Annotated in this window: 15 protein-coding genes; 10 read left to right on the forward strand and 5 right to left on the reverse strand. The window is 64.5% G+C overall.

The features are described from left to right. Window positions 1-16 precede the first annotated feature (16 nt). Both IPF76_RS12370 and IPF76_RS12375 read left to right on the forward strand, forming a co-directional pair. Window positions 17-310: an integration host factor subunit alpha gene (locus tag IPF76_RS12370; RefSeq protein ID WP_188682454.1), complete on the forward strand. Its 294-nt coding sequence runs from the start codon at window positions 17-19 to the stop codon at window positions 308-310. A 14-nt stretch (window positions 311-324) separates the two neighbouring features. After that, window positions 325-729: a MerR family transcriptional regulator gene (locus tag IPF76_RS12375; protein WP_293844324.1), complete on the forward strand. Its 405-nt coding sequence runs from the start codon at window positions 325-327 to the stop codon at window positions 727-729. 299 nt (window positions 730-1,028) lie between these two features. Here the strand turns inward: IPF76_RS12375 and IPF76_RS12380 are convergent, their stop codons facing one another. The 4 genes from IPF76_RS12380 to IPF76_RS12395 all read right to left on the reverse strand — a co-directional run bounded on the left by IPF76_RS12380 (window position 1,029) and on the right by IPF76_RS12395 (window position 5,663). Beyond that, window positions 1,029-1,466, reverse strand: a complete 438-nt coding sequence (locus IPF76_RS12380; protein ID WP_293844327.1) for a DUF2267 domain-containing protein — start codon at window positions 1,464-1,466, stop codon at window positions 1,029-1,031. A gap of 332 nt (window positions 1,467-1,798) precedes the next feature. After that, complete coding sequence (locus IPF76_RS12385; RefSeq protein WP_293844330.1) at window positions 1,799-2,350, reverse strand: histidine phosphatase family protein; 552 nt, start codon at window positions 2,348-2,350, stop codon at window positions 1,799-1,801. A gap of 57 nt (window positions 2,351-2,407) precedes the next feature. After that, window positions 2,408-5,140, reverse strand: a complete 2,733-nt coding sequence (locus IPF76_RS12390) for an ATP-dependent DNA helicase (protein WP_293844333.1) — start codon at window positions 5,138-5,140, stop codon at window positions 2,408-2,410. Between the two features lie 154 nt (window positions 5,141-5,294). Next, on the reverse strand, window positions 5,295-5,663 hold the full coding sequence (locus IPF76_RS12395) for a PilZ domain-containing protein (protein ID WP_293844336.1): 369 nt from the start codon (window positions 5,661-5,663) through the stop codon (window positions 5,295-5,297). Window positions 5,664-5,846: 183 nt separating this feature from the next. On the opposite strand from IPF76_RS12395, the gene IPF76_RS12400 reads away from it, so the two are divergent. The 8 genes from IPF76_RS12400 to IPF76_RS12435 all read left to right on the forward strand — a co-directional run bounded on the left by IPF76_RS12400 (window position 5,847) and on the right by IPF76_RS12435 (window position 12,333). Then, a complete protein-coding gene (locus IPF76_RS12400; RefSeq protein ID WP_293844339.1) occupies window positions 5,847-6,698 on the forward strand; it encodes an NAD(P)-dependent alcohol dehydrogenase in 852 nt (283 codons plus the stop codon). 194 nt (window positions 6,699-6,892) lie between these two features. Then, entirely contained in the window at window positions 6,893-7,303 is a 411-nt protein-coding gene (locus tag IPF76_RS12405) for a response regulator transcription factor (RefSeq protein ID WP_293844342.1), read from the forward strand. A 99-nt stretch (window positions 7,304-7,402) separates the two neighbouring features. After that, window positions 7,403-7,939 (forward strand): DUF4199 domain-containing protein, encoded by a 537-nt coding sequence (locus IPF76_RS12410; protein ID WP_293844344.1) that lies wholly within the window; start codon window positions 7,403-7,405, stop codon window positions 7,937-7,939. A gap of 258 nt (window positions 7,940-8,197) precedes the next feature. Then, entirely contained in the window at window positions 8,198-9,790 is a 1,593-nt protein-coding gene (locus tag IPF76_RS12415; protein ID WP_293844347.1) for a lysine--tRNA ligase, read from the forward strand. Between the two features lie 5 nt (window positions 9,791-9,795). Continuing rightward, window positions 9,796-10,281 (forward strand): asparaginase domain-containing protein, encoded by a 486-nt coding sequence (locus IPF76_RS12420; protein WP_293844648.1) that lies wholly within the window; start codon window positions 9,796-9,798, stop codon window positions 10,279-10,281. A 90-nt stretch (window positions 10,282-10,371) separates the two neighbouring features. Next, entirely contained in the window at window positions 10,372-10,656 is a 285-nt protein-coding gene (locus IPF76_RS12425) for a hypothetical protein (protein ID WP_293844350.1), read from the forward strand. A gap of 59 nt (window positions 10,657-10,715) precedes the next feature. Then, on the forward strand, window positions 10,716-11,570 hold the full coding sequence (locus IPF76_RS12430) for a DUF692 domain-containing protein (protein ID WP_293844353.1): 855 nt from the start codon (window positions 10,716-10,718) through the stop codon (window positions 11,568-11,570). Between the two features lie 13 nt (window positions 11,571-11,583). Next, window positions 11,584-12,333: a DNA-binding domain-containing protein gene (locus IPF76_RS12435; RefSeq protein WP_293844650.1), complete on the forward strand. Its 750-nt coding sequence runs from the start codon at window positions 11,584-11,586 to the stop codon at window positions 12,331-12,333. On the opposite strand, the gene IPF76_RS12440 is transcribed toward IPF76_RS12435, so the two are convergent. Next, complete coding sequence (locus IPF76_RS12440; RefSeq protein ID WP_293844356.1) at window positions 12,330-13,361, reverse strand: fatty acid desaturase family protein; 1,032 nt, start codon at window positions 13,359-13,361, stop codon at window positions 12,330-12,332. The two genes, IPF76_RS12435 and IPF76_RS12440, sit on opposite strands and share 4 nt — an antisense overlap. Window positions 13,362-13,379: the final 18 nt, after the last annotated feature.

Genomic DNA, 13,379 nt, shown 5'->3' on the forward strand with positions numbered 1-13,379 from the left:
AGGGGGAGGGACCATCATGACCGCAGGGACGCTTACGCGAGCCGACATTGCGACGCGGATCAACCAGCAAATCGGGTTGTCGCGCAACGAATCGGCGACGATCGTCGAATCGATTCTCGACCATATGTCCGACGCGCTGGCGGGCGGGCAGAATGTCAAAATCTCCGGCTTCGGCACCTTTGTCCTGCGCGACAAGGCGCAGCGGGTCGGGCGCAATCCCAAGACCGGCATCGAAGTGCCGATCCTGCCGCGCCGCGTGATGACCTTTCGCGCCAGCCAGACGATGCGAGCGCGCGTTGCCGGTAAGTAACCCAGGCCTCGGCCATGGTGGGGTTTGACGTGCCGGACGACAGCGGCAAGGCGTCCGGCGCCATGCTCGCGATCGGCGAGCTGGCCGATCGGATCGGGGTGCCGACGCACGTCCTGCGCTATTGGGAAACCCGCTTTCCGCAACTGAAGCCGCTCCAGCGCTCGGGCCGCCGCCGCTATTACCGTGCCGAGGATGTCGCGCTGGCCGAGCGGATCCATTATCTGCTGCATGTCCAGGGGTTCACGGTCGAGGGTGCGCGCAAGGCGTTGTCCGAGCCGGGGGCGAAGGTAGCCGAAGCGCCGGCCGTTGAAGCCCGCGCCGAGCGGGCGACCGGGAATGGTGCGATGGGGCACGCATATGGTGTGCCGGTCGCGGCGCTCGTCGCGCTGCGCCAGCGATTGGCCGCGGCGCTGGATTAGCGCGGCGGGGTCCGCGATCCGGTCGGTGCATGAGCCGCCTGATCATGCCAAAGTACAGGAAAGTTCAGGCTATTGCAGCCCCGGGTTTGTCGCGTTCGGCGGACAGATGGCGACCTGTTCTTGGCCGCATCCGTAATCCAAGTGGCAACCGTTTCTGGTTCACATATTGAATGAGCTGAGGCCAAGGCCGGCACAGCGGAATAATGTAGGACAGCATTTTTTTGTGGCGGATGGCTGTTTTAGGCTGGGAAAGGGTCTGCCCGCTCTTCTACGATGCGTGAGAATAGCGGACAGAACACTCAACGGGAGCCGCTATCATCCACACGCCAGAAGTCGCGCGCCTCAGCTGGCATCTTGCCCAAGGCGGCGCTGAGCCGCTGCTTGTCTACGTGCTGCCACAGCGTTGCAGCCGCGGCGGCAATGCAACCTTGCTGCGCTAGTTGATGGTCGCGATGGTAGGCCATCACCTCTGCATCGAGTGTAGCTCGGCTCGCGAAGGGTGGCGCTTGATTCAGTATATGCCAGTCCTGCACGAAAACCGATCGCAGGAGAGGGGGCAGCGCCCGGGCGAATCTGAGTGCGTCTTTCGCTCCCAGGCGACGGCGGAAGGTATTGAAAACGCCCAACAGAACGCCCCAAGCCTGATGAGTTGTCTGAAGGTCAAGGGCCTCGCGCAGATCAACCATGAAGCGGTCAAAATCCGCACTTGCCTGCTTATAATCGATCGGCACTGTCATGTGTCGATAAATGACGGGTCTGGGAAACAGTTACAAGCCGGAGCTACGACCAAGTATGGCCGGTTCCAGACCCTCGTCATCCCGGACTTGATCCGGGATCCATGACGACAGTGCAGCTATGGATCCCGGATCAAGTCCGGGATCAAGTCCGGGATGACGATGAGGAGATAGTCCTCCCTGCCGCGAAGCGACGGAGAGGGGGGACCGTTCGCGAAGCGGACGGTGGAGGGGCCGCGACCTTAGCGCCATAGCCCCTCCGTCAGCGCTACGCGCTGCCACCTCCCCATGGCTTCGCCACAGGGAAGAATAATGGCCGCGACCCAAATTTCGGATTAATCGTGATCCATCGCGGGCGCCAGCGCTGGGTCGAGGTCGCGGGGGCGGATGAAGGCGGCGAAGCGAGCCATGCCGATGTCGAGATCGTGCCAGTCGGCGATGTCGAGTTCGAGCCGCGCCAGCGCCGACGTCGGCAGCTTCTCCTCGACCTCACCGCGCAGCTCGTCGCCGCTCGTTTCCGGCACGAGCATCAGGATCAGATCCTCCAGCCCGGGATTGTGCCCCGAAATCAGCAGATGATCGGCATCGCGGCCGGTGTCGCGGATGACGTCGATCAGCGTCGCGGCGGAGGCAAGATAGATGCGGCGGTCCCAATGCGGTTCGATCGTGTCAAGCTCGGCGGCGGGCTGGAAGATGTCGAGCGTTTCGGTGACCCGCACCGCGGGCGACGCGATGATGCGGTCGATGGGAAGCTTCTGACGCTTCAGCCATTGCCCGACGATTTCGGCGCCACGCTGGCCGCGCTTGTTGATCGGGCGGTCGAAATCGCGCTCGACCTGGACATCCCAACCCGATTTGGCGTGGCGCAGGATCGTCAAAGTCTTCAAAATCTTCCCCCGCGCCTTCGCGCTTATGCCGTCGTCCGGCAGCCTTGTGCCGCAAACTTATGACGGTGAAAAGGCTGGAAAGGCGGTTTTTCGCCTTTCGACATTCGCCGTCGCGACATGATTGACCGCCTCGTCGAGTGGCAGGCGGCGGATCGGGGTGTCTTCGGGAAAGGCACTGAGTAGCCTCGACGGGAAGCTGGGCGAGAGCATCACGAACTGGCCGAAATCGTCGGCGCGGCGGATCAGGCGGCCGAACGCCTGCCCGATGCGGCCGCGAATGACCATGTCGTCATGGGCACTGCCACCCTGCGCCGCGCGGCGGGCGGCGTGCAAAATCGTCGGGCGCGGCCATGGCACCCCCTCCATGATCACCTGCCGCAGTGATTCGCCGGGGACATCAACCCCGTCGCGCAAGGCGTCGGTGCCGAGGAGCGAGGCGTGCGGATCGGCGCGGAAGATGTCGACAAGGGTGCCGGTGTCAAGCGGATCGACATGCTGGGCGTAAAGCGGCAGGCCCGCGCGTGCCAATCGGTCGGCGATGCGGGCGTGGACGATGCGCAATCGCCGGATCGCGCTGAACAGCCCCAGCGCGCCGCCGCCCGATGCCTCGATCAACCGGCTGTACGCCCCCGCGAGCGCGGGCAGGTCGCCGCGCGCGATGTCGGTGACGATCAGCACCTCCGACTGGCGGGCATAGTCGAACGGGCTGGGGACAGCGAAATGCTGGACCCCACCGTCCATGTGGCGCGCGCCGGTGCGGATGTCGGCTTCGGTCCAGCCGCTCGCACCATGGCCGCTGCGCAAGGTCGCCGAGGTGACGAGGACGCCTTGCGCGGGGCGATAGACGATTTCGGCGATCGGCCGCGCGGGGTCGAGCCAGTGGCGGTGCAGCCCGGTGTCGAACTCGCGCCCGTCGTAGCGGTCGATCGCCAGCCAATCGACAAAATCGGGGTTGGCGGGGCCGCCGACGCGCCCGAGCAGCGACAGCCAGCCGCCGAGCGTGTCGACGCGGGTGCCAAGACTGTGGCGCGCGCCATCGACGCGCGCGCGCGCCTGACCGTCGAGCCAGTCGGGCGGGTCGTCGACCAGCGCGTCGAGCCGCTTGCCGAGCGCCAGCAGCGGCCGCAGCAGCGCCTCGACCGCGTCGCTGGCGGCGGCGGCGGCGGAGACTAGCGCCGCGTCGGGATCGGCAAGCTCGGTCTCGAGGCCATAGCCCGCGTCGGCGGTGCGGGTATCGACCGCGCGTGCATAAACCTGCCCGCGCACCGCAGCGAGCAGCCGCTCGATCGCGCCCCACGGATCATTCTCGGACAAACGGCCGAGCCAGCCGTCGCCGGGCAATTCGGCGGCAGCGGTGATCGCCGCCTGGATCGCGCGCTCGCCCGCCTCGTCATAGCTCGCGACATCGGCGAGCCTTGCGGCCAGCCCGCGCCGCCTCCCGCGCGACTTGCCCTCTGGTCCCAGCACCCAGCGGCGGATTTCAACCGCTTCCTGCCCCGTCAGGGCGGCAGCGAACATGCTGTCTGCGGCGTCCCACAGATGATGGCCTTCGTCGAAGATCAGCCGCGTCGCGGGCGCCCCGCCATCACGCGGACGCGCCGCCTGCACCATCGTCAGCGCATGATTGGCGATGACGATGTCGGCCTGCGTCGCCGCCCGCGCCGAGCGTTCAATGAAGCATTTGCGGAAATGCGGGCAGCCCGCATAGATGCACTCGCCGCGCCGGTCGGTCAGCGCGGTGGTGCCGTTGCGGCGGAACAGCGCGGGCAGCCAGCCGGGCAAGTCGCCGCCGACCATGTCGCCGTCGCGCGTATAGGCGGCCCAGCGCGCGACGAACTGCGCAAGGATCGCGGCGCGCCCCGAAAAGCCGCCTTGCAAGGCGTCCTCCAGATTGAGCAGGCAAAGGTAATTTTCGCGGCCCTTACGCACGACGACCTTTTCGCGGTGGGTCGCGGCGTCGGGGTAGAGCCGTTCGGTCTCGCGCGACAGCTGGCGTTGCAGCGCCTTGGTAAAGGTCGATATGCAGACGCTGCCCGCCGACTGGTCGATCCACTGCTTGGCGGGGGCGAGATAGCCGAGCGTCTTGCCGATCCCCGTTCCCGCCTCGGCAACCAGCATTTGCGGCGCGTCCTTGCGCTCGCGCGGTTCGAAAATCGCGGCGGTCGCCTTGGCATATTCCTGCTGCCCTGAGCGGCGTTCGGCGCCGTCGCCGGTCAAGCGGTCGAGCCGCGCGGTGACATCGTCGGGATTGATACGCACCTGTCGCGGCGCGGGGCGCGGCGGCGATTCCTCCCATTCGGGCAGCCGAGCGAACAGCCAGCGTTCATTGGCATCCGGCACCGTCAGTCGCGACTGGACCAGCGGCGCCCACGGCCAGCGCTGGCGCGCGAGGGCTTGCATCCCGTGCCACGCGCCCTCGCGTTCGGGCCAGGCCGGATCGTCTATCCCGGCCAGCATCGCGGCAGTCGCGTGCGGCAGAAAGGCGGCGACGTCTTCCTCGGCCGTCGGCGGGGTGACGCCGATCGTGGCGGCGATTCCCGCTGGGGTCGGCACGGCAAAGCGCGCGGGATAGAGGAAGGCGAAGAGTTCGAGCAGGTCGAGCCCCGACAGCTCGGGATAGCCGAGCCGATCGCCGGTCAGCGTCGCGCCGAGCAGCAGGTGCGGGGTCGCCGCGACCGCAGCAATCGCCTCGCCCCGCCCGACCCGCTGCACGCGCCCCTGCGCATCGGCAATCCAGATGCCGACGTGGCTGGCATGGATCGCGGGCAGGGGAAGGAGCGCGGGGGGCATCGATGAAGAGTAGGGACAAAAGGCGAACGCGGCAAGGCGAATGGCGGCTTCAAGCTACTTTTCATCCGTTCGTCGTGAGCTCATCCTGATCCGCGTAAGAGAAAGAACGGCCCTTCGACCAGCTCAGGGCGAACGGATTTGGGGCCGTTTTGGTTCAGCTCAACCCGCGACGCCCGAACACCGGCGCGCGATTGGTCAGGAATATCTGGGCCGGGTCGATCATCACCGCGTTCTGCGCGCGTTTCAGGGCATTGTAGAGCGGGCCGTGGGTCAGTTCGTAGGGGAAACGCACCCCCATGCGATCGACTTCGGACCACATGACCACAGCATAGGTGACATCGCCGCCAAAATGGATTTCGCAGCGCGAGCGCGCCGGCATGCTGGCGCCGTCGATCCGCGCCCCGCCTTCGGACAGATCGGTGATGTGGCCTTCGACGAAGTTGAGGACACCATTGACCGTCACCTCAAGCGCGACGGGGGTTCGGGTCTGGCGGCGTGGCTGCGGGATTCGGGTTGTGTCCATGGCGCGATGCTAAGCCCCGGATGGTAAATTTTTCGGTAACGATAATTGGCGCGGTGGCGATGCCCCAGTACACCGCGGCGGCTGGCGCGCTGCGCCGAAAGATGCACAACAATGCCGCCCCTTCCTCATAGTCAGGATTCGCCAATGAAAGCCGTGGTCTGATCGCGCTATGGCGGCCCCGAGGTGCTGGAATTTCGCGACGTGCCGATGCCCGAACCTGCCGCGGGCGAGGTGCGGGTCAAGGTCATGGCGACGTCGGGTGACAGCCGGCTGCGTGCCGCGCGCTTTCCTGCGGGCATGAACCTGATCGCACATGGGCTTTTCGGCTTTCGGAGGCCGCGCCAGCCGATTTTGGAGACCGAGATCGCCGGGATCGTCGATGCCGTAGGCGCGAGCGTGACCCGATATCGTCCCGGCGACGCGGTGATGGCGTTTCCGGGCGGAAAAATGGCGTGCCATGCCGAATATCGCTGCGTCGCCGAAACCGGGCCGATCGCGCGCAAGCCGGAGATGTTGAGTTTTGCCAAGGCGGCGACGCTGTGTTTCGGCGGTAGCACCGCGCTGCATTTCCTGGACGTCGCCGCGGTGGCGGCGGGCGACCGGGTGCTGGTGGTCGGGGCATCGGGAGCGGTGGGATCGGCGCTAGTCCAACTGGCGCGGCACCGCGGCGCGCACGTCACCGCGGTGTGCAGCGCGCGCAATGCCGATCGGGTGCGGGAGCTGGGGGCGGAGGCGGTGATCGACTATGCGACCACCGATTTCCGCGGCACGCTGACCGCCTTTGACGTCATTTTCGAAACCGCAGGTAGCATGACCACTCGCGAGGCGCTGCCGTTGCTGCGCCCGCATGGCCGGTTTGTGGCGATCGCAGCGGGACTGCCCGACATGCTGGCGACGATCGGGGCGCCGGGTCGACAGGGGCGGCGGGTCATTGCTGGTCCTGCGACAGAGAGGCCGCAGTATGTCCAGCAGCTTGCCGACCTCGCCGCGGGCGGCACGTTGCGTCCGGTGGTCGATGGCACTTTATGCGTTTGACGACATTGCCGCCGCGCACGCCTATGTCGATACCGGGCGCAAGCGCGGGTCGGTGGCGATCCTGCTCGACCCGGCGGCGCGCGACTAGGGGCGGCAACGGGGGGCATCAGTCTGCCAGCCACAAGCCGGATCAAGGCAGCACGTCGCACCGACGCAATATTGCCAGCACCCGCCGATCATGGTCTAACTCGATCATGGTCCGCTCGATCATCCTTTATGGCACCGGGCTGGCAGGCGCCGCGTTTCTGCTAGAGTGGTTGAACTACAAACATGTCGTGCACCGCTGGTCGACCGAATTTTATATCGCCTGCATCGCGGTCCTTTGCGTGGCGCTCGGTATTTGGGCCGGCAATCGCCTGACCGCCAGGCCGCGCCAAGCCTTTGTGCGCAACGACGCGGCGATCGCGGAGCTTGGGATAAGCCCCCGCGAGTGCGAAGTGCTGAACATGCTGGCGGCGGGCCATGCGAACAAAGTCATTGCGCGGCAGCTTGATATCTCGCCCAATACGGTGAAGACGCATGTTGCTCGAGTGTATGAAAAGCTGGCGGTTACCAGCCGGACCCAGGCGGTGCAAAAGGCGCGGACGCTCGATATCCTGCCGTAGAAATCGGGCTATCATCGACAAATCACCCGTTTGGGCGATGGATTTTGCCCTTGGTCTGGTCCCATCCCGCATGCATCGACCAACGGGGAGAAGATTGTCATGGGAAGAACTATCGCAGTTTATGGGACCATTTCCGGCACCATCGTCATTCTTGGCATGTTCATCAGCATCACTTTCGTTGCCGACCATGGTACGATGGGCATGGTTGCCGGCTATCTGTCGATGCTGGCGGCGTTGCTGTTCGTTTTTATCGGCGTGAAACGATATCGGGACGTCAATCTGGGTGGAGTCATCACTTTCTGGAAAGCACTTGGCGTCGGTTTGGGTATCGGGCTTGTCGCGGCGCTCTTCTATGTCCTCAGCTGGGAAGTTTATATGTGGCAGTCGGGCGGAACCTTCATGACCGAATATATCGCCAAAACGATCGAAGATATGCGCGCGGCCGGAAAATCCGGGGCCGAGATCGAAAAATTCTCGTCCGAGATGGGCGCGATGGCCGAACAGTATAAGAATCCGTTGTTCCGCATGGCGCTGACGCTGACCGAGATATTGCCCGTGGCGCTGCTCGTTGCGCTCGTGTCGGCGGCGTTGCTGCGCAAGAGCAGCTTTTTGCCGGCGACCCAACCCAGAGGATAAATCGAAGCGGCGCAGCAAGGGCGCGGGGTGGCCGAATATTCGGCTTTCCCACATTGTTCCGCCATGCATCATAATGCAGATGCAGCCGGCCAATGCCTCGCTCGTGAAGCCATAAGCGACGCATCTGGGGTATGCGCATGCGGGGGCATGGTGGCTTTAAGCCTTTGTCGGAACGGTGCAGCAGGCAAATCGCGAGTGAAGTTGCGCAGTTTTCTGGGCTTCTTCCCATCGGGGCATCTTGCCGCTATGGCGCGGCGCATGACTGACCTGCACCTTCATCCTTCGCTGCGCGAGTCCGCGCAAACGTCCAAGGCCTGGCCGTTCGAGGAAGCGCGCAAGCTGGTCAAACGCTACCCGGACGGCAAGCCCGGCGGCGCGCCGGTGTTGTTCGAGACTGGCTATGGTCCGTCAGGGCTGCCGCATTTCGGCACCTTCAACGAAGTGCTGCGCACGACGATGGTGCGCCACGCCTATGAAGCGCTGAGTGGCGGCGCGTCGACGCGGCTGGTTGCCTTTTCGGATGATATGGACGGAATGCGCAAGATCCCCGACAATGTTCCGAACCACGACATGCTGCGCCCTTTCATGGGCAAGCCGCTCAGCCAGGTTCCCGATCCCTTTGGTACGCACGAAAGTTTCGCGCACCATAACAATGCGATGCTGCGTGACTTTCTTGACCGTTATGGTTTCGAATATGAATTTGTGAGCTCGACCGAACAATATCGGTCGGGGGCGTTCGACGACGCGTTGAAGAATGTCCTTCGCAATTATCAGGCGATCATGGACATCATGCTGCCAACGCTGCGCAAGGAACGGGCTGCGACCTATTCGCCGGTGCTGCCAATCAGCGAAAAGTCGGGCGTGGTGCTGCAGGTGCCGATCGAGGTCGTCGATGCCGAGGCGGGGCTGATCCGCTTTGACGACGAGGGCGAGACCGTGACCCGGTCGATCCTGGGCGGCGCTTCGAAGCTGCAATGGAAGGTCGACTGGGCGATGCGCTGGGTCGCCCTCGGCGTCGATTATGAAATGTCGGGCAAGGATCTGACCGACAGCGTCACCCAGTCGAGCAAGATCGCGCGAGCGCTCGGCGGCCGTCCGCCCGAAGTCCTGATCTATGAGATGTTCCTCGACGAAAAGGGCGAGAAGATTTCCAAGACCAAGGGCAATGGCCTCGCGCTCGAGGACTGGCTTAGCTATGGCCCGCCTGAAAGCGTCGCATTTTACGCTTATCGCGAGCCCAAGCGCGCCAAGCAGTTGCATCTGGGCATCATTCCCGGCGCGGTCGATGAATATTACAAGTTCCGTACGCAATGGCACGAACAGCCGCTCGACAAGCGGCTCGGCAATCCGGTGCACCATATCCACAATGGGTCCGTTCCGGCCGACGCACCGCCGGTGACCTTCGGGCTGCTCCTCAACCTGGTCGGCGTCCTCGGTATCGGCGCCAGCAAGGAGCAGGTCTGGAATTACCTTGGCAACTATGTCGAGAACGCGGCGGTGACGCGCGACTCCGAGCTGGGCGCGCTGATCGACCATGCGCTTGCCTATAATCGTGATGTGGCGTCGGCCGCCCTCAGCCGCCGCAAGCCGGGAGGGTCTGAAGCTGCAGCATTGCGCGAACTCGACGCGGCGCTCGCGGCGCTCGCCGACGATACCCCCGCCGACGAGATCCAGAACATCGTGTATGAGATCGGCAAGAACGAGGCCTATGGCTTTGAAAATCTGCGAGATTGGTTTAAGGCGCTGTACGAAACGTTGCTCGGGTCGAGCGCCGGGCCGCGGATGGGCAGCTTTATCGCGCTGTTCGGGATCGACAATACGCGGCGGTTGATTGCCGAAGCTTTGGCGTGAACCGCATGATCGAAATCTTCACCACCGGCGGGACGATCGACAAAGTCTATTTCGACGCACTGTCTGAATTCCAGATCGGCCCCGCTGCGATCCCCGATCTGCTGCGCGAGAATAATGTTCATGTCCCGCACCGCGTCACGCAGTTGATGCGCAAGGATAGCCTGGAACTGGGCGATGCCGACCGCGCCGCGATCCGCGCGGCGGTCGAGGGCAGCGAAGCGCCGCATATCCTGGTCACGCATGGCACCGACACGATGGTCGTCACTGGCCGCGCGCTGGAGGGGATTGCGGGCAAGACGATCGTGATGACGGGGGCGATGCAACCTGCGTCGGTGCGCGCCAGCGATGCCGAATTCAACGTCGGCTTTGCGCTGGCGGCGGCGCAGATTTTGCCGCCGGGGGTCTATATCGCGATGAACGGTATGATCTTCGATCCCGCGACGACGGTGAAGGATCGGGCTGGCGCGCGCTTCGTCGCCCGCGACGAATAAAGTCCGCGCGGCTGTAACATCTTTAGCGCCCATCCGAATATCACAGCATGGAGGCACGTTTTGCCCTCCATCCGTCATCGGAGGATTATCATGACCAACACTAAATTCGCCGCCGCCTTTGCCGCATCGGCGACCGCGCTGGCGCTCACCGGCGCCGCCTTTGCCGCCGACCGCCCGGCCAACAGCTCGGGCGCCGCCGTCGGCGCAAATGACACGATCCATTGCTACGGCGTCAACAGCTGCAAAGGCACCGCCGACTGCAAGACCAGCGCCAACGAGTGCAAGGGCCACAATGAGTGCAAGAACCAGGGCTTCAAGGCGATGGCTGCGGCGAAGTGCCTGACCGCCGGCGGCGTCATCGGCGACATCGGCTGACCGCTTCGCGTTCCGCGCGGCGTGTCGCGCCGCGCGGAACGCCATCCATGGCCAGATCGATGACCTGCACCAATGACCGCAAGGCGCTGGCGTACCCGGGCTTCGGCCTTGGTCTGCGTCCCCATCATTACCGCGATTTTCTGGAGGGGCCGCAGGCGGTTGAATGGCTCGAGATCATTTCGGAAAATTTCATGGTGCCGGGCGGTAAGCCGCTGGCGATGCTCGACGCGATCCGCGCCGATTATCCGATAGTCATGCACGGCGTGTCGCTGTCGATCGGGTCGGCCGAGCCGCTGGACGTGGATTATCTGGGTCAGCTCAAGGCTCTGGCCGATCGCGTCGAACCCTTGTGGGTGTCGGATCATCTGTGCTGGACCGGGATCAACGCGCACAACAGCCACGATCTGTTGCCGCTGCCCTATGACGCGCCGACGCTCGATTGCGTCGTCGACAATATCTCGCGGGTCCAGGACTATCTTGGCCGCCGCATCCTGATTGAGAACCCTTCCAGCTATGTGACGTTTCGCGCGTCCGATCGCAGCGAGTGGGAGTTTCTGGCCGAGATGGCCGAACGTGCCGACTGCCTGCTGCTTCTCGACATCAACAACGTGTATGTCAGTGCGCGCAATCACGGCTTTCATCCGCATGACTATCTGGGCGGGCTGCCCGCCGCGCGCATCCAGCAATTCCACCTCGCCGGCCACAGCGACATGGGGGATTATGTCATCGACACCCACGATGCCGACGTCTGCGAAGCGGTATGGGAATTATTTGCCGACGCCTGCGGCCTGTTCGGGCCGGTCGCAACGATGATCGAGCGCGATGACGACATCCCGCCGCTTACCGCGCTACTCGCCGAACTCGATCGCGCGCGCGGGGTCGCGGCGCGGATGTGTGAACCCCATTATGGATGAGGGGTTACGCGTGATGCAGGCCCGGTTCCTGGCCGGGGTGATCGATGATGCCGCCGATGCCGAGCTGTTTATCGTGGACGACAACCATGTGGGCGCGCGCAAGCGGCTCGACATCTATCGCCACAATTACCGCGCCAGCCTGACCGGCGTGCTGACCGATCATTTTGCGCGGCTATTTGCCTATCTTGGTGATGAACAGTTCGGCCGCGTGGCGCGCGCCTACATCGCCGGGCATCGGTCGACGACGCGCAACCTGCGCGATTATGGCCACGAATTCGCGACGTTTTTGGGCCAGAATTTTCCAGAGGATGGCGAGCTTGCCGAACTGGCTGCGCTCGACTGGGGGCTGCGCGCAGCGTTCGATGCGGCGGATGTCGCGCACCTCGACACCGCGCGGGTCGGTGCGCTCGGCAACGGCTGGATTGACCGACCGCTATCGCTCCACCCATCGGCGCGGATGCTGAATTTCAGCTATAATAGCGCCGCGATCTGGAGCGCCCTCGACGCGCGGCGCGAGCCGCCACCGGTGGCGGAGCTGGCCGGACCGGTGCGCCTGCTGGTCTGGCGGCGCAGGCAACAGCCAAGCTTTCGTAGCCTGACAGCAGAAGAGGCCGAAGCGCTCGACCGGTTGGCGACGGGCTGCAACTTCATCAATTTGAGCGCTCGCGCCATCGAAGCCTGCGGCGAGTCTGCGGCGATGGCGGTGATTGCGGAATGGCTCGGCACCTGGCTTGCGGATGGAATTTTGGTGACCGCCGACTAATTTGGTGACGTGACCTGGGCCAGCACCGCGGCATAGCCGGGCGCGATCGTCATCGATTCGTGACGCCCGGCGCGGCCAAGCACCGAATGGACCGCGGCCAGCCGATAGCAGGGCACCCCCATAAACAAGTGGTGTTCCGAATGATAATTCACCCAATATGGCGCAACCGTAGCGCGCGCGATCCAGCCAGCGCGGGTGGTGCGCGCGTGGGTGAACGGGTCGTCGCTGCCCGTCGCCGTGCAGGCATGCTCGGCGATGTTGCGGATGCGTAGGTACAGCTGAAACGTCGTCGCCAGCCCTGCGAGCCAAAGCAGGTAAGGCGTCCAGCCGTAGAGCGCGAGCGAGGCGGTCAGCAGCACCGCCTGGACAAGCAGGAAACGCCCGACCGCGCGCGCCACCGCCATCGCGCCTGCGACATCGACCGTCGGTGACGTCATGCCGTCGGCGGACTGTTTGTTGAACGGGGTCCCCGCAGTGGTGCTGGCGCGGCCCTTTTCGACCGCTTCGCCGCGCAGCATCGCTGTCAGCCCCACCAGGGCAAAGCCGATTTGCGCCATACGCTGTTTGAAGAAAGTCTGGCCGGTCAAGTCGCGCATCACCTTGCGGCCCAGGCTGGCGCGCGTGGTCGGAAAGGGTTTCGACAGCGCCAGATCTGGGTCTTCGGCCTGCTGGGTGAATTTGTGATGCTGGAGATGATAAGTGCGATAGGCGATCAGGTCCGAACCGACCGCCGCACCGGTGAGCCATTGGCCAAGGAAATTGTTGGTCTTGCGCACCGGATGCAGCAGTCCGTGCGCGGCGTCGTGCATCAGGATGGCCAGGCCGAGCTGGCGCCCGCCGACGAAGACGATCGCGATCAGCCACGCGGCGGGGTTCTGTAGCCATGCCGCCACCCCCACCAGCGCGATGCTGACGATCCACGCATGCGCAACCAGCCAGACCCCGCGCCAGCGCGATGCGGCAGTGATCGCCGCCCATTGGCTGCGGTCGAAAAAGCGGTCGGGCGGGAGCAGGCGAACGGCGGGCATGGCGCGGTTATAACAAGT

This window comes from Sphingopyxis sp. (assembly GCF_016704835.1).
In the GTDB taxonomy this organism is placed as follows: domain Bacteria; phylum Pseudomonadota; class Alphaproteobacteria; order Sphingomonadales; family Sphingomonadaceae; genus Sphingopyxis.